Here is a 17,244-nt window from a genome sequence, read left to right as displayed (position 1 = left end):
GCGTAACTTCCAGCCGCCGTGGACTCGACCGGCTCCTCCCCGGTCCGGATCGTGAAGGTCCCGTTGGAGCGCCCGGGCGGACGCCGGTCACGGGACGGCGGTCGGACGCGGTAGGCGGCCGAGGTCGACGTCGGCGTCGCAGTTCGTGGACTCCAGCGCACTGTCCGTCCCTCGCAGGTGCACCGCGCTGCGGCCATCCGCCTCCTCGGTGAACGCGATCGTGCAGACCAACTGCCGTACGGCCAGGTCGTCGAGGTCGCCGAGGGCGATCGGCAGCCTCACCTCCACGCCGCCCCGCGGGTGCGGCACGACCCGGACGAGGGCGTCCCGGGGCAGTTCCGGCAGGCCGTCGGTCAGTCCGGCCGCGCGTTCGTCCTCCGTCGGCCCGGTGAACAGGGCCACGACCGTCTTGTCCGTCTCCACACCGGGCGAGTCGGGCGCCGTCATCTCGCCCTCGAGGAGACGGATCACCGGCATCAGCTCCCCGTCCGGTGAGCGGAAGAAGAGCATCAGGCCGGTGGCCACCTGCGGGTAGACCTGGATGGTGGCGGGGCCGCCCGCTTCGATGACGTCCGTCTCCTGGAGACCGCAGCCGCCGAGCAGCAGGGTCGCGAGGAGTGCGAGTGACGTGCCGGACCGTCCTCTCATGCGGTCGCCTCCCCGGTCCGCAGGGGCAGTTCGACGGTGAAGACCGCGCCGACGCCGTCCGGGCCGTTCGCGGCGCGGACGGTGCCGCCGTGCAGTCGGACGTTCTCCAGGGTGATGGCCAGCCCCAGGCCGCTGCCGGCCGAGCGGGTACGGGCCGCGTCGGCCTTGTAGAAGCGGTCGAAGATGTGCGGGAGCACCTCGGGCCGGATGCCGGGGCCGCTGTCGGCGACCTCGGTCACCAGCAGAGCCGTGCCGTCCGGGGCGGCGGCGGTGCGCAGCCGTACGGTGACGGGCGCGCCACCGTGCCGCAGGGCGTTGCCCACCAGATTGGCCACGACGATGTCGAAACGCCGTGGGTCGAGGCGGGCCCGGATGCCGTCCGGCAGGTCGACGCCGACCCGGTCCGTCCAGCGCCGGTGCTCCAGGGTCTTGCGTATGGTCTCCGGCGCGTCGACCTCGTCGGTGTTGAGTTCGGCGGCGCGGGCGTCGAAGCGGGAGATCTCCATCAGGTCCTCCACGAGCACCGCGAGCTTGCCGGTCTCCGCGCTGATCAGCCGCACCGCACGCGCGGTGTCGGGGTCGAGGCGGTCCGCGTCCTCGTCGAGGACCTCGGTGACGGCGAGCATCCCGGCGAGCGGTGTGCGCAGTTCGTGCGAGACGTCGGACGCGAAGCGGCGGGCGCGCGCCTCCGCCTGCCGCAGTTCGTCGACGGAGCGCTCGAGTTCGCCGGCGGACTCGTTGAACGTGCGGGCGAGGTCCGCGAGTTCGTCACTGCCCCGGACCTGGATACGGGCGTCGAGGCGGCCGCTGCCCATGGAGCGGGCGGCCTTGCGCAGTTCCCGGACCGGGCGCAGGACGCTGCGTGCGGCGATCAGTGCGGGAACGAGGGCGATGGCGAGGCCGGGCAGTGCGCCGTCCCTGGCGGCGACGACCAGAGCCTCCACGTTCGCCTGCTCCTCGGCCATCGGCATCACCGCGAACAGGACGAGCCCGGTGGGCAGGACTCCGTTCACGCCGACCTTGAACACGACGGGCATGCCGATGGTCAGGTACGGCACGCCGTTCTTGACGACCCGCTCGAAGCTGCCGTGCGGATTCGCCCTGGCCGTGCGGCGCAGTCCGGGCGTGATCACGGTGGAGGTGGGGCTGTCCGCGGACGAGGCGCGGACGGACCCGTACTCGGCGTAGACGTACCAGGGGTGCGGTTTGCCGTTGCGGGCCATCTCGCGCAGTACTTCCTGCAGACCGACGGGTTCCACCGGCAGATCGGTGAAGACGCGCCTCACCTGGTCGCGGAACGAGGAGACCGCGGTGTCCTGCGCCGTCTTCAGGACCGCGTTGCGGGCCTCGCGGAAGGTGAGCGCGGCGGTCGTGCCGGCGCTGACGACGGCCACCAGCAGGAACGCGAGGACGAGCCGGGTGCGCAGGCCGAAGGGGCGGCGGCGCCGCTCACCGGCGGCCCTGCGGCGCCTCACAGTGGTCCGAAGCGGTAGCCGAAGCCCCGCAGGGTCTGTATGTAGCGCGGACTGCCCGGCGTGTCCTCGATCTTGTTGCGCAGCCGCCGCACGCAGGCGTCGACCAGCCGCGCGTCACCGTGGTAGCTGTGCTCCCACACGTGCTCCAGCAGTTGCTGGCGGCTGAAGACCTGCTCCGGCGCGGCCGTCAGATGGAGGAGCAGTTTCATCTCGGAAGGGGCGAGCGCGAGACGTTCGCCGTTCTTGGCGACGGTGAGTCCGGCGCGGTCGACGGCGAGTTCACCGTGGAACTCGACGGCCGGGCGGCCGGCGCCGGGGGTCTCGATCCGGCGCAGCACGGCACGGATCCGGGCCTCGATCACCTCGGTGCGGGCCGGTTTGACGATGTAGTCGTCGGCTCCCGCCTCGAGCCCGATGACGACGTCGAAGTCGTCGCCGCGGGCCGTGAGCATGATGATCGGCAGCTGGCTGTCCTCCCGTACCTTCCGGCAGACCTGTACGCCGTTCATGCCCGGCAGCATCAGGTCCAGCAGCACCAGGTCGGGGCGGAACTCGCCGAGCGCGGCGAGCCCGGCCTCTCCGGTGGCGGCGGTCCGCACCTCGTGGCCGCGGCGGCGCAGTCCGAGCTCGACGCCCTCCCGCACGGAGGGGTCGTCTTCGATGAGGAGCACGCGAGGCATGTGCGAAGTATCCCTGGAGATCGGAGGAGTTCGGGGCTGGGATCCAGCGGCACGGGCGAAGCCGCGCGGCGTCCCGAAGCCGGAGCCGAACGGCACCGGCGAAGTGTTGCGGAGTCCTGAACCGGGGGTCCGGCGGGCATCCCTGAAGCCGGGGTCTCAGCGACGCCCGCGGAGCCGCGCGGCGGCCCCGGACAGAAGTGCTTCCACCTCGGCGAGCCGCAGTGGCCGGGCGAGCAGCACGAGCACCGCGACGATCGCGACCGTGCCGGCGGCGGTCGCGCCGGCGGCCCCGCCGGGGGCTGCCCAGCGGGCGGCGGCGTACCCGGCGGCGGTCGCCGGTACGGCGGCGAGCAGCAGTCGCGCCTGCGACACGACGGTGGACGAGCGCGCGGCTCGGGCGGGCGCACGACGGGGCCGGGGCACGGCACCGGCGTACGGCGTGACCGGGCGGGCCGGCGCGTCCCGCGACGCGAGGCGGCGGTGGAGGACGTACGCCGTCAACGCCCAGCCCGCCCACAGGGCCAGCGAGTACGCCCCGGCGATACCGGTCACGGCCCAGCGGGCGGGGAGCAGCAGGTACGCCGTGACGGACAGGCCCGCGTTGACACCCGCGATCACCAGGTTGAGCAGGAACGGGGTGCGGGTGTCCGACAGGGCGTAGAACGTGCGGGAGAGGACGTACTGACCGCTGAAGGCGATCAGGCCGGGCGCGAACGCCATCAGCGTGCCCGCCATGACGGCGACGTGGCCCGCGTCCGTCTCGCCGTACTGGAAGACGAGCGCCATCACCGGCTGCGCGAGGGCGAACAGCGCGCACGCCGCCGGGACGACGGCGGCCGCGCTGTTGCGCAGCGCGTAGGACACGTCGCGCCGTATCCCGGCGGTGTCCTTGTCGGCGGCGGCCGCGCTCATCCGGGGCATCAGCGCCGTCACCAGCGAGACGGTGACGATGCCGTGCGGCACGGCCCACAGCAGATAGGCGTTGTTGTACGCGGAGAACCCGGCGCCTCCGTCGATGCCTTCCGCCTGCGCGTGCAGTCCCGCCGCGGTGGCGAGCCGGGTGGTCACCCAGTACGCCGCCTGGTTGGTGAGCACCAGCAGCACCAGCCAGCCGGCGTTGCGCAGCGGCCGGGTGAGACCGCTGCCGCGCCAGTCGAAGCGGGGCCGGTAGCGGAAACGGGCCGCGCGCAGGGCGGGCAGCAGGGCGAGCGCCTGCACGGCGATGCCCGCCGTGGTGCCCCAGCCGAGCAGGGCGGTCTCCTCGGCGGTGAGCGATCCGCCGTCGCCGGTGGCGAGGTACAGGCCGAAGACGGCGATGACGACGACGTTGTTGAGGACCGGCGTCCACATCATCGCCCCGAACCGGCCCCGTGCGTTCAGCACTTGGCCGAGCAGGGTGAACAGCCCGAGGAAGAGGATCTGCGGCAGGCAGTAGCGGGCGAAGGCGACCGTCATGGCGGTCTGCCCCGGCGGATAGTCGGTGTAGGCGTCGATGATCGCGGGTGCCGCCCACACCGCACCGGCGGTGAGTGCCAGCAGGGCGAGGACGCAGACGGTGAGCAGCCGGTCGGTGTACGCGGCGCCGCCGTCCTCGTGCTCCTTGGCGGCCCTGACCAGTTCGGGCACGAAGACGGCGTTGAGCGCGCCGCCGATCAGGAGCATGTAGACGATGGTGGGTACGGAGTTGCCGACGGCGTACCCGTCGGCGACCGCCCCGACGCCGATCGCGGCGGCGACGACGGCCGACCGCACGAACCCGGTCGCCCGCGACACCACGGACCCGGCGGCCATGACGGCGCCGCTGCGCAGCACGGACGGTGTACGGGGCGGCGCCGTCCCGCCGGACGGGACCTTCGTGGTGCCCGCCGCGGTCACCGGCGGGCCAGGTACGTCCGGAACGCGCGGTACAGCGCGTGGTTGGCGGTGCCGTCCAACGGTCTCTCCCATTCCCCCAGGGTCTCGACGACCTCTCCCCCGGTGCCGAGCTTCCAGCGCAGCAGCCCGAACGGGCGGTCGTCGGGGTCGAGGGTGGAGGGTACCCCGCGCATGTCGTAGACGTCGGCGCCGAGCGCCTGGGCATCGAGCATCATGCGCCACTGCAGCAGGTTCGAGGGGCGGACCTCGCGGCGGTGGTCGGCGGAGGCGCCCGTCTGGTACCAGACCCTGCGGCCGACCCGGAGCATGGTGTGCGCGGCGAGTATCTCGCCCTGGTGGCGGGCGAGATACAGCTTCATCCGGCCCGGTTCCTCCGCGTTGAGGGCCGCGTACTGGCGCTCGTAGTACTCCCGCGACCTGCCGAGCCGGAAGCCGTCCCGCTCCTCCGTGATCCGCAGCAGCCGGTAGAACTCGGGAAGGTCGGCCGCGCTGCCGACCACCACCTCCACCCCCGACTTCTTCGCCCGCCGGACGTTGCGCCGCCATTCCTGGTTGAGCCCGGACCACAGGTCGTCCTGTGTGCGTCCGACGAGCGGGACCTGGAAGACGTGGCGGGGCTGCGCGTCCCCGTCCTCCTCGCCGCCGCACCGCCGCCAGCCGCGGGCCCGCAGCCTTTCGGCGACCGCGGTGCCCAGCGGGTCCACCTCGCCGGCGAGGACGTCGGCCAGCCGTCGTCCCGGCCCGGTCGCCGACTTGAGCCGCGCCGCGCTCCAGCGGCGGTACGCGGGTGACGGCCCGATCCGTACCGCGAACGCGCCCGCCGCGCGCAGATGCCGCAGCAGCGGGTCCAGCCAGCCGTCGATGCCGGGGTCAGCCCAGTCGGCGACCGGTCCTTCCGGAAGGTAGGCGAAGTACTTGCGTGTCCGTGGGAGTTGTCGCAGGAGCACCAGTGCGACCCCGGACAGCCGTCCGGCCGCCGGCTCAGGCCCCCAGCCGACGAGCTGGGCGCGCCATCCCTCCTTGACCTCGGCCCAGGACGGGCACTGGAGGAACCCGGCGCCCAGAGCCGCACCCTCGCGGGATGCCAGGAACTCGCGGTACGTGGCGGCGGTGATGGGCGCGAGCTGTGTTTCCTGGCCGCGGTCGGCCGTCGCGAGCAGCGCTGACACGGTGTGAGCCTCTCTGTGGGGGACGCGGAGGATGCTCACAGCCGTCCGTGACCGGTCCGCGCGCCGAATGTGACCGGACGACGACCGTTTCCCTGCAGTCGCCGTCACATGGCTCCGGCAGCGCTCACCTGCGCTTTCCCGGTTCTACAGTCGCCGGTACAACCACTACTCGTGACGGGGGAATCCGTTGAGCCACATACGTGTGCGCATCGCGGCGGTCGCGGTGCTGCTCGCTCCGCTCGCCGCCTGTTCGTCCGGATCCGGTACGCCTGCCCCGGACGCCAAGGGCGGCGGGACGGCGGCCGCAGAGGACCGCCCGGCGACCGTGACCGTGACGCCTCGCGGCAAGGACGTCGAGGCCGGTGTGCCCGTCAAGGTGACGGCGGCGGGCGGCACGCTGACCTCGGTCACCGCCACCGACGCCGAGGGTCGCGCTCTCGGCGGCAAGCTGGGTGCGGGGGGCTCGAGTTGGACGTCGCAGCGCAACGCGGCCCCGGGCACCTCGTACACGGTCACGGCCGTGACGACGACGAAGGCCGGGACGAGGAGCACCACGAAGTCCGTGTTCACCACGGCCGAGGCGGACAAGGTCAACAAGGTCGACTGGCGGCCCGGGGCGAACACGGTCGTCGGCATCGCCCAGCCGATCTCACTCGTCTTCGACAACCCGGTCACGGACAAGGCCGCCGTCGAGAGGCAGTTGAAGCTCACCACCTCGAACGCCACCGAGGGATCCTGGGGCTGGGTCGAGGACTACTCCGGCCGCGACCGGGTCGACTGGCGGCCCGAGAAGTACTTCGAGCCCGGCACCAGGGTCACGCTGACCGCCGAACTGAACGGCACGGACTCCGGCGACGGCGGCTGGTTCGTCCGCGACTACTCGACCACCTTCACCATCGGCGCGAGCCAGGTAGTCAAGGTCGATCTCGACCGCAAGCAGCTCACTCTGGAGCGCGACGGCCGGGCGGTTCGTACGATTCCGGTCTCCGGCGGCACTCCCGGCGGCGACAAGCGCTCCTGGCGTGGCACGGCCGTGCTGATGGCCAAGGAGGGCACGATCAACATGAATTCCGAGACCGTCGGTCTCGGCGACGCCTACGACAAGATGGTCGACAAGTCGATGCGGCTGACCTGGTCGGGGATGTACGCGCACGCCGCGCCGTGGAACGCCAAGTGGTTCGGCAGGGCCAACAAGAGCTCCGGCTGCATAGGCATGAGCGACGCGAACGCCGCCTGGTTCTACGACCAGGTCCGCCCAGGGGACCCGTTCGAGATCAACGGCAGGGACACCAAGGGCGTCGTCGCACCCGGCAACGGCTTCGGCGCGTGGAACGTGCCGTGGGCGGACTGGCAGGCGAAGAGCGCGCTGCGCTGAGGCCGGGGCGCGGAGGGCGCGGGCGGCGCGGACCTGCGGGTGTCGCGCCGCCCGCCAGGCGCCGTGCACCTCGTGCCGGTTCCTCGGTTTCGCGGCGAAGCTGGCCACGACGGACAACTGAGGTGACCGATCGACGGCGTCTCAGAGCGGTCCGCGCGCTCCGGGGGACGCCGTCCGCCTCCCCGCGCTCTCCCCCCTCCTCCGCCGTCTCAGGCTGGTCCGAGACGCCAGCCGGCGACCACCTCGCGGGCCCGCGCCCGCAGCAGCTCGTCCTTGCGGACGACCTCGCCGTCGATGCCCGCGCGCACCACACGCAGGTCCCGCTCCGCCAAGTCGGTCAGCCTGCGCAGGTGGTCGTCGGTCGAGGCGTCCGGGCCAAGGGCCGCCAGCGCGTCGCACGCCTCCAGCGCGTCCGCCCCGCCCTCGGCGGACGTCAGGACGAGACCGGCCAGTCGGGGGCGGTCGAGAGAATCCTCCGCCGAGACGGCCACCAGGGCCAGGACAGCCGACGGCACCTTCTCGGGATCGGCCAGCAGCGCTTCGAGACGCGGCACCAGCGGTCGCCCGGCCGGACCGAGCAGGGCGGACACGCGTGCGGCGCGTATCGAGGTCCACCGGAACCACGGTTCGTCCCCCGCGCGCGCGAACACCGAGTCCAGCACCGGGACCACGACCCGGGCGTCCCGGGTGATCCGCCAGAGCGCGTCGGCTGTCGCGACGTCCGCGTCGAGCACCGGAGTGACGCACCGGGCGTCCGCATCACTGAGGGCGGCACGCAGCGCGTCGGCCAACGGCGCCGCCTCAGGGCCCAGTTCGCCGGCGACGGTGGCCGCGTGCCGCACGTCGTCCGCTCCCGAGGCGAGCGCCCGCCCGATCCGGGCCAGGAGCACGCCCGTGTCGCCCGTCAGGTCGTGATGAGCCCGAGCAGCGGCCAGCGGTCCGTCCTCGGCCGCCGGGCGCAACGCGTTCGCAGCCCGAAGCCGCTCGTCGGGCGGGCAGTCGGCGGCGACAGCCGCGACGGCGGGGCCCACCGTCAGCGGATACCGGTCGAGCACCGCGTACAGCTCGGGCAGTGCGGGCGCGGCCTTCCCTCCCCACTGCCGCAACAGGCGCGTCAGCTGCCAGGGTTCGTTGCCCGGCAGCTCTCCCTCCGCCAGCCGGGCCCGCACCGCGTCGAGCAGCTCCGGGTGGAAGGGGAAGGGCGTGTCCTCCGGCGCCCGCAACCCGGCGGCCGCGTCGAGCGCCCAGGGACGGCGCGTGAGATCACGGGCGAGCAGTGGAGCCGCCTCCTCCGGTGCCACCAGCACCAGCGCGGCGAGCGCACGGTCGGCGAGGTCGTCACCGGGGGCGCTGCTCGGATGCGCCGCCAGGGCGGTCAGAGCGGGCGCGGCCGCGACGGCCCTCGGCCCCAGCGGCGTCAGCAGGCGCAGCGCGCCGACCGCCGTCCCGGCGGATCCCAGCAGCGCGAGCACGGCGGGAAGCAGCCGGTCAGCGGCGCTTCGGGAGAGCGTCACGGCACTTTCGGCCGCCCACACCGCCTCCGACTGCACCTCGGTCCGCCCGTCCCGCAGAGCAGCGTCCAGCAGGTCGATCGCAGCGGTGGTGTCCGCCTCCGTGGCCCGGCGCAGCAGCGCCTCCACGACGAAGTGCAGCGGTTCGGCGCGGTCCGTGTCCAACCGTTCCGCGCCCAACGAGCTCGCGGGCAGCAGGGACAGCACCCCGTCATGGTGCTCCGGCCCCCACGCCACGCCCGCGTCCAGGCAGACGAGGACAGCGGTGAGCCGCAGCGGCGCCGGATGCTCCGCGTCCAGGTGCTCGCGGGCCAGGGCGGTGGCCGCCTTGACGTCGAGGCGGGCGATCGCGTCGAGCAGCTCCGCCCGTACGAGCGGCTCCCGCTCCGTGTCCCAGCGCCCGCGGACCTCCGGCAGCGCGATCGCTTCGGCCCGCGTGTGCCCGACCGCCCACACGGCGGCCCGGCGCACCTCCGGGTCGGCGTCCCCCAGCAGGGGGATGAGCAACGGCAGCTGTGCGGCGACCGCCCTCCGGACAGTGCCCGGTTCGACCCCGTACTCGTCGTCGCTCTCCGCCAGGTCGCCCAGCAGTCGCAGCACGTCGGCGGTCATGTACCCCGCTGCCGCGACACGGGCCAGGAAGGGTGCGGCTTCGGCGCTGGCCGCGTAGACGGTTCCCTGGTGGATCACGCTGCCGTACAGCTCAGAGATCGCCTCGTCCGCGGCCTCCTGGTCGTCACCGGTCAGGGCCCGCAGCACGTCCGGCAGATCCTCGGCGCTGCCGTAGGCATGTGCGGCGTGCGCCCATGGATGCGCGTCGAGGCCGTCGAGAGGATGTGCGAGTTCCATGGCACAGATCATGGCAGGCTGCTCTGACAGTCGATCGGCGTGCGCGGCGGCGGCCGGGCGGACGCCGCACGACGTTCGCGAGCAGCCGGGTTGCCCTGCCGGTCGCGTGATTCGTAGGGTCGTCGCATGGCACAGGAGGGCAGCCTCGGTGACGCGGTCTCAGCCGTCTGCGACGCCGCCGGCGCGACGCGGTTCGCCGAAGGGTTCATGGCCCGTTGGACGCGTCCCCGGACGCGGGGCGACGGGTGCCGGCCGGACGAGACGACCGCTGCCGAGCAGCGCCTCGGCTTCCCGCTGCCGGACGCCCTGACTGCGTGCTACCGGCTTCTGGGACGCCGGGACCTGACGAGCCGCCAGGATCCGCTGCTGCCGCCCGACCGGTTGTGGGTCGAGGACGACGTGCTGGTCTTCCGGGTCGAGAACCAGCACTGCGCCCTGTGGGGCGTACCCGTGCCGCACTTGGGGGAGGCCGATCCTCCCGTGGTGTTCCAGAACGTCGCGCACACCCGCCCCACCGGCTGGCGGCCGTTCCTGGACCGGTTCTCGTCGGCAACGGTGGAAATGGTCCTGTCGGAGGCTTTGCTGTACGGCGGCGGGACGGAAGGCGACGTCAACGACAACCGCGAGCTGGACGAGAAGACTCTCCGGGCGGTCGAGGACCGCTTCGACCGCATCCCGTTTCCCGACCATCCGCTTGGGCGGATCCGGACGGGCACCCCGTCCGGTGGTTCGCCGGCGACGGCCTGCTGTTGCGGGACGACGCCCGGCAGTGGCTCTGGGTCCGCGCCCGCAGCGCCGCGCGGCTCAACGCGCTCAGGACGGCGCTGCCCGGCGACTGGATCACGCGGCAGGACTGAGGCGCCCCGGCCGGAGATCGCCGCGGCGCGCGGGCCCGTCCGGGGACGGCGCCCGCCGGCGGCGCCGTCCTCGTGGGCAACGGGACCGAGGGCGGTACCCGTGGAACTCCGGGTACCGCCCTCGGCGGTCGTGCTCGCTTGTCATTCCGCCCGCGGCGGCAACTGGAGAGTGCCGTCATCGACGACGAACTCGTTGTTGCGGCATGTCAGGAAGGCGTGCAGGAGACGACAGTTCTCTGTCATGAATTGACCGGAAGTCGCGTCCGGCCCTCCACCTCCCGCCTCGCGAACCACCGGCTCGGCTTGCCGAGTTCAAGGGCGCACTGACGCTCGACGGCCACCTCGCGCCTCGATCCGGAGGGAGATCCCCTCACCTCGTTCGGCCGCGGGGCGACGGGCGGCCCGCCCGTCGGCGGTCAGCCGGCGGCCATCTCCCACAGCAGCACCTCGGCCGCGTCGGCCGCGAGGAGTTCCAGGCCCTCCGCATCCGTGATCCGCGCCGCGTCCCCGGGGCCCAACTCGTCCCCCTGGAGGCGCACACGGCCGCGCACCACATGTACGTACACGGACGCCGCGTCCGGCACCGCCCACCGCTCCCCGGCGACCGTCCGCCGTACGTGGAGCATCGCGCCCGCCTCCGGGAGGGCGTACGGAGTGGAGTCGGCGATGCCGGGCACGATCTCGTACGACGGCTCGCCGCCCGGTTCCAGCGGGGCGAGCCACATCTGGACGAAGACCAGCGGAGCGTCGCCGTCGTTGCGTTCCACGTGCCGCACACCGCCCGCGGAGCTCAGGCGCTGGACGTCGCCGGGGCGCACGACGGTGGCGTGACCCGCCGAGTCGCGGTGGGTGAGTTCGCCCTCGACGACCCAGGTGACGATCTCGGTGTGGCTGTGCGGATGCTCGTCGAAGCCGGCGCCGGGCGCGAGCCGCTCCTCGTTGCAGGCGAGGATCGCGCCGAAGCGCAGGTTGTCCGGGTCGTAGTGCCACCCGAAGGAGAAGGCGTGGAAGGACTCGATACCGGCCGCGAGATCGCCGCCGCTGTAGCGCTCACCGGCGCGCCGAACGGATATCACGCCACCACGGTAGCCGGGAGCGCGCACATGTCGTGGCGGTGAACAAGAACCCCGGGACGCAGCCCACGCGTCCTGATAAGGCACTCTTGTCCCGTGCCCGAACCTGCAGCGAACTCCTCCCACCCGCACTCCGCGACCCTGCGCCGCCTCGAGCAGTCCTCGGGCCGGCTCGCCGCGAACGCCATCGCCCGCATGGACGAGTCACTGCCGTGGTACCGGGCCATGCCACCGGAGAACCGGTCGTGGATCGGCCTGGTCGCCCAGGCCGGTATCGCCGCGTTCACCGAGTGGTTCCGGCACCCGGAGACCCCCCAGGCGATCTCCACCGACGTCTTCGGCACCGCCCCGCGCGAGCTGACCCGGGCGATCACCCTGCGCCAGACCGTCGAGATGGTGCGCACCACGATCGAGGTCATGGAGACCGCGATCGAGGAGGTCGCCGCACCAGGTGACGAGTCCGTGCTGCGTGAGGCGCTGCTCGTCTACGCGCGGGAGATCGCCTTCGCCACCGCACAGGTGTACGCGCAGGCCGCGGAGGCCCGTGGCGCGTGGGACGCCCGCCTGGAGTCGCTCGTCGTCAACGCGGTGCTCTCCGGTGAGGCCGACGAGGGTGCGGTGTCCCGTGCCGCGGCCCTCGGCTGGAACTCGCCGGAGCATGTGTGCGTGATCCTCGGCACAGCGCCGGACGGGGACAGCGAGCTGACCGTCGAGGCGATCCGCCGTGCCGCCCGGCACGCCAAGCTTCAGGTGCTGACCGGGGTGCTCGGCGACCGGCTCGTCGTCATCGCGGGTGGCAACGACAATCCGCTGCATGTCGCGAAGGCCCTGATCGGCCCGTACGCGGCGGGGCCGGTCGTCGCCGGTCCGATCGTTCCCGACCTGCTGGCGGCGACCCGGTCCGCGCAGGCCGCCGCGGCGGGACTCAAGGCGTGCTCCGCCTGGCAGGACGCGCCGAGGCCGGTCCTGGCGGACGATCTGCTGCCGGAGCGGGCCATCGCCTCCGACCCTGCGGCGCGTGAGCAGTTGGTGGAGGAGATCTACAGACCACTGGAGGAGGCCGGCTCGGCTCTTCTGGAAACTCTGAGTGTCTATCTGGAGCAGGCGAGCAGCCTCGAAGGCGCGGCGCGCATGCTCTTCGTTCACCCCAACACCGTGCGCTACCGGCTGCGACGTGTGACAGACGTCACCGGCTGGTCACCCTCCGATGTACGCTCCGCCTTCACGCTGCGAATCGCTCTCATCCTCGGGCGTCTGGCCGACGGGGATGCCCAGCTCTAGACTTTTGTGGAACACCGACAATTCCCCTGACGGTTCTTCGTCCCTGTCCTCACGGGCGGGCAAGGCCGTCCACAAGAGAGAGTGTGAGGGTGCTCGTACTCGTCGCTCCCGGCCAAGGCGCTCAGACGCCCGGCTTCCTGACTCCCTGGCTCGACCTCCCCGGCGCCGCCGACCGCATCGCGGCCTGGTCGGACGCCATCGGGCTCGACCTTGCCCACTACGGCACCAAGGCCGACGCGGACGAGATCCGCGACACCGCCGTCGCGCAGCCCCTTCTCGTCGCCGCAGGACTGCTGTCCGCGTCGGCGCTCGGTGAGGTGGCTCCCGGCGCGGTCGCCGGGCACAGCGTCGGCGAGATCACGGCCGCCGCGTTCGCCGGTGTCGTCGACGACATCTCGGCGCTGAAGCTCGTACGGGCCCGCGGCGTGGCGATGGCGGAGGCCGCCGCGATCACCGAGACGGGCATGGCGGCGATCCTCGGCGGCGAGGCCGACACGGTCATCGCCCACCTGGAGAAGCTCGGCCTCACCCCGGCGAACGTGAACGGCGCCGGCCAGATCGTCGCCGCCGGCACCGCGGAGCAGCTCGCCGCGCTCGCCGAGGACAAGCCGGAAGGCGTCCGCCGGGTGCTGCCGCTGAAGGTGGCCGGCGCGTTCCACACGCTCCACATGGCGCCCGCGGTCGCCAAGCTCGAGGAGGCCGCCAAGGCCCTCACGGTCGTCGACCCGGCCGTCCCGTACGTCTCGAACAAGGACGGGCAGATCGTCGCCGACGGCGCCGACGTCATCTCCCGTCTGGTGGGTCAGGTCGCCAATCCGGTCCGCTGGGACCTGTGCATGGAGACCTTCAAGGAGCGGGGCGTCACTGCCCTGGTCGAGGTCTGCCCCGGCGGCACCCTCACCGGTATCGCCAAGCGCGCGCTGCCCGGTGTGGCGACCCTGGCGCTGAAGACGCCCGACGACCTCGACGCGGCCCGCACGCTCGTCGCCGAGCACTCAGCCTGAGAAGGAGCCGTAGAGCATGTCGAAGATCAAGCCCAGCAAGGGCGCCCCGTACGCACGGATCATGGGTGTCGGCGGCTACCGCCCGACCCGGGTCGTGCCCAACGAGGTGATCCTCGAGAAGATCGACTCCTCCGACGAGTGGATCCGCTCCCGCTCCGGTATCGCCACCCGCCACTGGGCCTCCCCCCAGGAGACGGTGACCGCGATGTCGGTCGAGGCCGCAGGCAAGGCGCTCGCGGATGCCGGGGTCGCCGCCGAGCAGATCGGCGCCGTCGTCGTCTCGACCGTCTCGCACTTCAAGCAGACGCCGGCCGTGGCGACCGAGATCGCCGACAAGGTCGGTGCGGGCAAGCCCGCCGCGTTCGACATCTCCGCCGGCTGTGCGGGCTTCGGCTACGGCCTGACCCTCGCCAAGGGCATGATCGTCGAGGGCTCCGCGGAGTACGTGCTGGTCATCGGTGTCGAGCGGCTCAGCGACCTGACCGACCTGGAGGACCGCGCGACGGCCTTCCTGTTCGGTGACGGCGCGGGCGCGGTCGTCGTCGGCCCCTCCGACGAGCCGCACATCGGCCCCACCGTCTGGGGCTCCGAGGGCGACAAGTCCGAGACGATCAAGCAGACCGTCCCGTGGGACGACCTGCACCTCGGTGACGTCTCGAATCTGCCGCTCAACTCGCGCGGCGAGGTCAAGTTCCCCGCCATCACGCAGGAGGGCCAGGCGGTGTTCCGCTGGGCCGTCTTCGAGATGGCCAAGGTCGCCCAGCAGGCGCTCGACGCCGCCGGAATAAGCGCGGCCGACCTGGACGTCTTCATCCCGCACCAGGCCAACATGCGGATCATCGACTCGATGGTGAAGACCCTGAAGCTGCCGGAGCACGTCACGGTCGCCCGTGACGTGGAGACCACCGGCAACACCTCGGCCGCCTCGATCCCGCTCGCGATGGAGCGGCTCCTGGCGACCGGACAGGCGAAGAGCGGCGACACCGCGCTCGTCATCGGCTTCGGGGCGGGTCTCGTCTACGCCGCGACGGTCGTTACCCTCCCCTAGGCACCGTACGGATCTTCCGGACGGCTGCTGCCACACCCTCTGAAAAAACACCGAAGGAGCGCCAACATGGCCGCCACGCAGGAAGAGATCGTTTCCGGTCTCGCCGAGATCGTCAACGAGATCGCCGGTATCCCGGTCGAGGACGTCCAGCTGGACAAGTCCTTCACGGACGACCTGGACGTCGACTCGCTGTCCATGGTCGAGGTCGTCGTCGCCGCCGAAGAGCGCTTCGACGTCAAGATCCCGGACGAGGACGTCAAGAACCTGAAGACCGTCGGCGACGCCGCGGACTACATCGCCAAGCACCAGGCCTGAGTCTTCAGTCGCGTTTGTCGCCACCCTCCGGTGGCGCCGTGAAAATTCAGCACCCTCTAATCGTGGAGAAAGAATTCCTGTGAACTCGACCAATCGCACCGTGGTCGTCACCGGTATCGGCGCAACCACACCGTTGGGTGGCGACAGCGCATCGACCTGGGAAGGTCTCATCGCCGGACGTTCCGGTGTGAAGCTGCTCGAAGGTGAGCGTTTCGCCGAGCTCCCGGTGAAGATCGCGGCGACCGCCGCGGTCGACCCCGGCGACGTCCTGCCGCGCCCCCTGGCCCGCCGGCTGGACCGCTCCGCGCAGTTCGCGCTGATCGCGGCCCGCGAGGCGTGGGCCGACGCCGGCTACACGGCGCCCGCCGGCGAGGACGAGTCCATCGCCCCGGCGCGCCTGGGCACCGTCATCGCCTCCGGCATCGGCGGCGTGACGACTCTGCTCGACCAGTACGACGTGCTCAAGGAGAAGGGCGTACGCCGCGTCTCCCCGCACACCGTGCCCATGCTGATGCCCAACGGCCCCTCCGCCAACGTCGGCCTCGAGGTGAACGCCCAGGCGGGCGTGCACACCCCGGTGTCCGCGTGCGCGTCCGGCGCCGAGGCGATCGGCTACGCCGTCGAGATGATCCGCACCGGCCGTGCCGACGTGGTCGTCGCCGGTGGCACGGAAGCGGCGATCCACCCGCTGCCGATCGCCGCGTTCGCCAACATGATGGCGATGTCCAAGAGCAACGACGAGCCCGAGAAGGCCTCGCGGCCCTACGACACCGCCCGTGACGGCTTCGTCCTCGGCGAGGGCGCGGGCGTCGTGGTCCTGGAGTCCGCGGAGCACGCTGCCGCTCGTGGCGCGAAGGTCTACTGCGAGGTGCTGGGTCAGGGTCTGTCCGCGGACAGCCACCACATCGCGCAGCCCGAGCCGACGGGCCGCGGTATCGCGGCGGCCATGCGGAACCTGCTGGAGACCACGGACCTCAAGCCGTCCGAGGTCGTCCACCTCAACGCGCACGCAACGTCGACGCCGCAGGGTGACGTCGCGGAGATCAAGGCACTGCGCGCCGTGCTCGGCGACGACCTGGACCATGTCGCGGTCTCCGCGACGAAGTCGATGACGGGTCACCTGCTGGGCGGCGCGGGCGGCATCGAGACCGTCGCGACGGTCCTGGCGCTGCACCACCGCACGGCGCCGCCGACGATCAACGTCGACGACCTCGACGAGGCGGTCGACGCGGACATCGTCCGCGGTGAGCCGCGGACGCTGCCGGAGGGCACGATCGCCGCGATCAACAACTCGTTCGGCTTCGGCGGCCACAACGTGGTTCTGGCGTTCCGCACCGTCTGATTCAGACACGGTCCGGCCCCGGGGTCGGGTAGATCCCGGGGCACGGTCCGATCACGGGCTCGGGCAGATCCCAACGCACGGGCGGATCCCACGCACGGGCGAGGCCCGCGCTCCCTCACGGAGGCGCGGGCCGTTGCCTTTTCCGGTCAGACCACCTGGTGGAGCCAGCGCACCGGCGCGCCCTCGCCGGCGTAGCGGAACGGCTCCAGCTCGTCGTCCCACGGCTTCCCGAGCAGCTTCGCGATCTCCGCCTCGAGGTCCGTCTCGCCCTGCGTGGACCGTGCCAGCGCCGCACGCAGGCGGTCCTCCGGGACCAGGATGTCCCCGTGGATGCCGGTCACGGCATGGAAGATCCCGAGTTCGGGCGTGGCGCTGTAGCGCTCGCCCTCCGCCGTGGCGCAGGGCTCCGCCGTCACCTCGAAGCGCAGGAGATGCCAACCGCGCAGCGCGGACGCCAGCTTGGAGGCCGTCCCCACCTCGCCCCGCCAGGAGAACTCGGCTCTCCAGGTGCCCGGCGATGCGGGCTGCCGGATCCAGTCCAACTGGACCCGTACGCCGAGCACGCCCGCGACCGCCCATTCGACGTGCGGGCACAGCGCGCGCGGTGCGGAGTGAACGTACAGAACGCCACGTGTCGTCACCGGGACCTCCAGTGTGGGACGAGGTTCGTCTTCCCAGCGGCCTCAGTAAACAGCATCGGGGACAAGTCTCCACAAAAGGGACGGCATGTGACGTGATGTAA

At 72.1% G+C, this 17,244-nt stretch carries 14 protein-coding genes; 6 read left to right on the top strand and 8 right to left on the bottom strand.

What is annotated here, in order from left to right; genetic code table 11:
- Positions 1-87 precede the first annotated feature (87 nt).
- From ACFYV1_RS08655 to ACFYV1_RS08635, 5 genes are all read right to left on the bottom strand, one after another.
- A complete protein-coding gene (locus tag ACFYV1_RS08655; RefSeq protein WP_389394703.1) occupies positions 88-648 on the bottom strand; it encodes a hypothetical protein in 561 nt (186 codons plus the stop codon).
- Positions 645-2,123: an ATP-binding protein gene (locus ACFYV1_RS08650; protein ID WP_389394702.1), complete on the bottom strand. Its 1,479-nt coding sequence runs from the start codon at positions 2,121-2,123 to the stop codon at positions 645-647. Before ACFYV1_RS08650 ends, ACFYV1_RS08655 begins: the two co-directional genes overlap by 4 nt.
- Positions 2,120-2,803: a response regulator gene (locus ACFYV1_RS08645; protein ID WP_389394701.1), complete on the bottom strand. Its 684-nt coding sequence runs from the start codon at positions 2,801-2,803 to the stop codon at positions 2,120-2,122. The genes ACFYV1_RS08650 and ACFYV1_RS08645 overlap by 4 nt, the downstream gene beginning before the upstream one ends.
- Positions 2,804-2,959: 156 nt before the next feature.
- The gene (gene murJ, locus ACFYV1_RS08640; protein ID WP_389394700.1) at positions 2,960-4,678 is read right to left on the bottom strand and encodes a murein biosynthesis integral membrane protein MurJ; all 1,719 of its coding nucleotides are present in this window, start codon (positions 4,676-4,678) and stop codon (positions 2,960-2,962) included.
- Positions 4,675-5,847: a lipid II:glycine glycyltransferase FemX gene (locus ACFYV1_RS08635; protein ID WP_389394699.1), complete on the bottom strand. Its 1,173-nt coding sequence runs from the start codon at positions 5,845-5,847 to the stop codon at positions 4,675-4,677. Before ACFYV1_RS08635 ends, murJ begins: the two co-directional genes overlap by 4 nt.
- 187 nt (positions 5,848-6,034) lie before the next feature.
- Here ACFYV1_RS08635 and ACFYV1_RS08630 point away from each other — a divergent pair, with 187 nt between their 5' ends.
- Positions 6,035-7,222 (top strand): Ig-like domain-containing protein, encoded by a 1,188-nt coding sequence (locus ACFYV1_RS08630; RefSeq protein WP_389394698.1) that lies wholly within the window; start codon positions 6,035-6,037, stop codon positions 7,220-7,222.
- A 209-nt stretch (positions 7,223-7,431) separates the two neighbouring features.
- On the opposite strand, the gene ACFYV1_RS08625 is transcribed toward ACFYV1_RS08630, so the two are convergent.
- Positions 7,432-9,582, bottom strand: a complete 2,151-nt coding sequence (locus tag ACFYV1_RS08625; protein ID WP_389394697.1) for a HEAT repeat domain-containing protein — start codon at positions 9,580-9,582, stop codon at positions 7,432-7,434.
- Positions 9,583-10,855: 1,273 nt separating this feature from the next.
- Positions 10,856-11,515 (bottom strand): pirin family protein, encoded by a 660-nt coding sequence (locus ACFYV1_RS08620; protein WP_389394696.1) that lies wholly within the window; start codon positions 11,513-11,515, stop codon positions 10,856-10,858.
- 93 nt (positions 11,516-11,608) lie between these two features.
- Here ACFYV1_RS08620 and ACFYV1_RS08615 point away from each other — a divergent pair, with 93 nt between their 5' ends.
- From ACFYV1_RS08615 to fabF, 5 genes are all read left to right on the top strand, one after another.
- A complete protein-coding gene (locus ACFYV1_RS08615; protein WP_389394695.1) occupies positions 11,609-12,793 on the top strand; it encodes a PucR family transcriptional regulator in 1,185 nt (394 codons plus the stop codon).
- Positions 12,794-12,882: 89 nt separating this feature from the next.
- A complete protein-coding gene (locus ACFYV1_RS08610; protein WP_389394694.1) occupies positions 12,883-13,797 on the top strand; it encodes an ACP S-malonyltransferase in 915 nt (304 codons plus the stop codon).
- A 16-nt stretch (positions 13,798-13,813) separates the two neighbouring features.
- A complete protein-coding gene (locus ACFYV1_RS08605; protein ID WP_389394693.1) occupies positions 13,814-14,845 on the top strand; it encodes a ketoacyl-ACP synthase III in 1,032 nt (343 codons plus the stop codon).
- 66 nt (positions 14,846-14,911) lie between these two features.
- A complete protein-coding gene (locus ACFYV1_RS08600) occupies positions 14,912-15,160 on the top strand; it encodes an acyl carrier protein (RefSeq protein WP_389394692.1) in 249 nt (82 codons plus the stop codon).
- Between the two features lie 79 nt (positions 15,161-15,239).
- Positions 15,240-16,502 carry a beta-ketoacyl-ACP synthase II gene (fabF, locus tag ACFYV1_RS08595; RefSeq protein ID WP_389394691.1) on the top strand — a complete coding sequence of 421 codons (1,263 nt, stop codon included), beginning with the start codon at positions 15,240-15,242 and terminating at the stop codon, positions 16,500-16,502.
- 146 nt (positions 16,503-16,648) lie between these two features.
- Here the strand turns inward: fabF and ACFYV1_RS08590 are convergent, their stop codons facing one another.
- Positions 16,649-17,143, bottom strand: coding sequence for a DUF3145 domain-containing protein (locus ACFYV1_RS08590; RefSeq protein ID WP_389394690.1), 495 nt, complete (start codon positions 17,141-17,143; stop codon positions 16,649-16,651).
- Positions 17,144-17,244 lie beyond the last annotated feature (101 nt).

The organism is Streptomyces sp. NPDC003023, from assembly GCF_042888225.1.
Classification (GTDB): Bacteria; Actinomycetota; Actinomycetes; order Streptomycetales; family Streptomycetaceae; genus Streptomyces.
This window is presented reverse-complemented; position numbering and strand designations above follow the sequence as displayed.

What these genes read in the sequence shown, in the direction of transcription:
- ACFYV1_RS08600 (WP_389394692.1), top strand. Translation starts at nt 14,912, where the DNA reads ATGGCCGCCACGCAGGAAGAGATCGTTTCCGGTCTCGCCGAGATCGTC.
- ACFYV1_RS08625 (WP_389394697.1), bottom strand. Translation starts at nt 9,582, where the DNA reads ATGGAACTCGCACATCCTCTCGACGGCCTCGACGCGCATCCATGGGCG.
- ACFYV1_RS08645 (WP_389394701.1), bottom strand. Translation starts at nt 2,803, where the DNA reads ATGCCTCGCGTGCTCCTCATCGAAGACGACCCCTCCGTGCGGGAGGGC.
- ACFYV1_RS08605 (WP_389394693.1), top strand. Translation starts at nt 13,814, where the DNA reads ATGTCGAAGATCAAGCCCAGCAAGGGCGCCCCGTACGCACGGATCATG.
- ACFYV1_RS08655 (WP_389394703.1), bottom strand. Translation starts at nt 648, where the DNA reads ATGAGAGGACGGTCCGGCACGTCACTCGCACTCCTCGCGACCCTGCTG.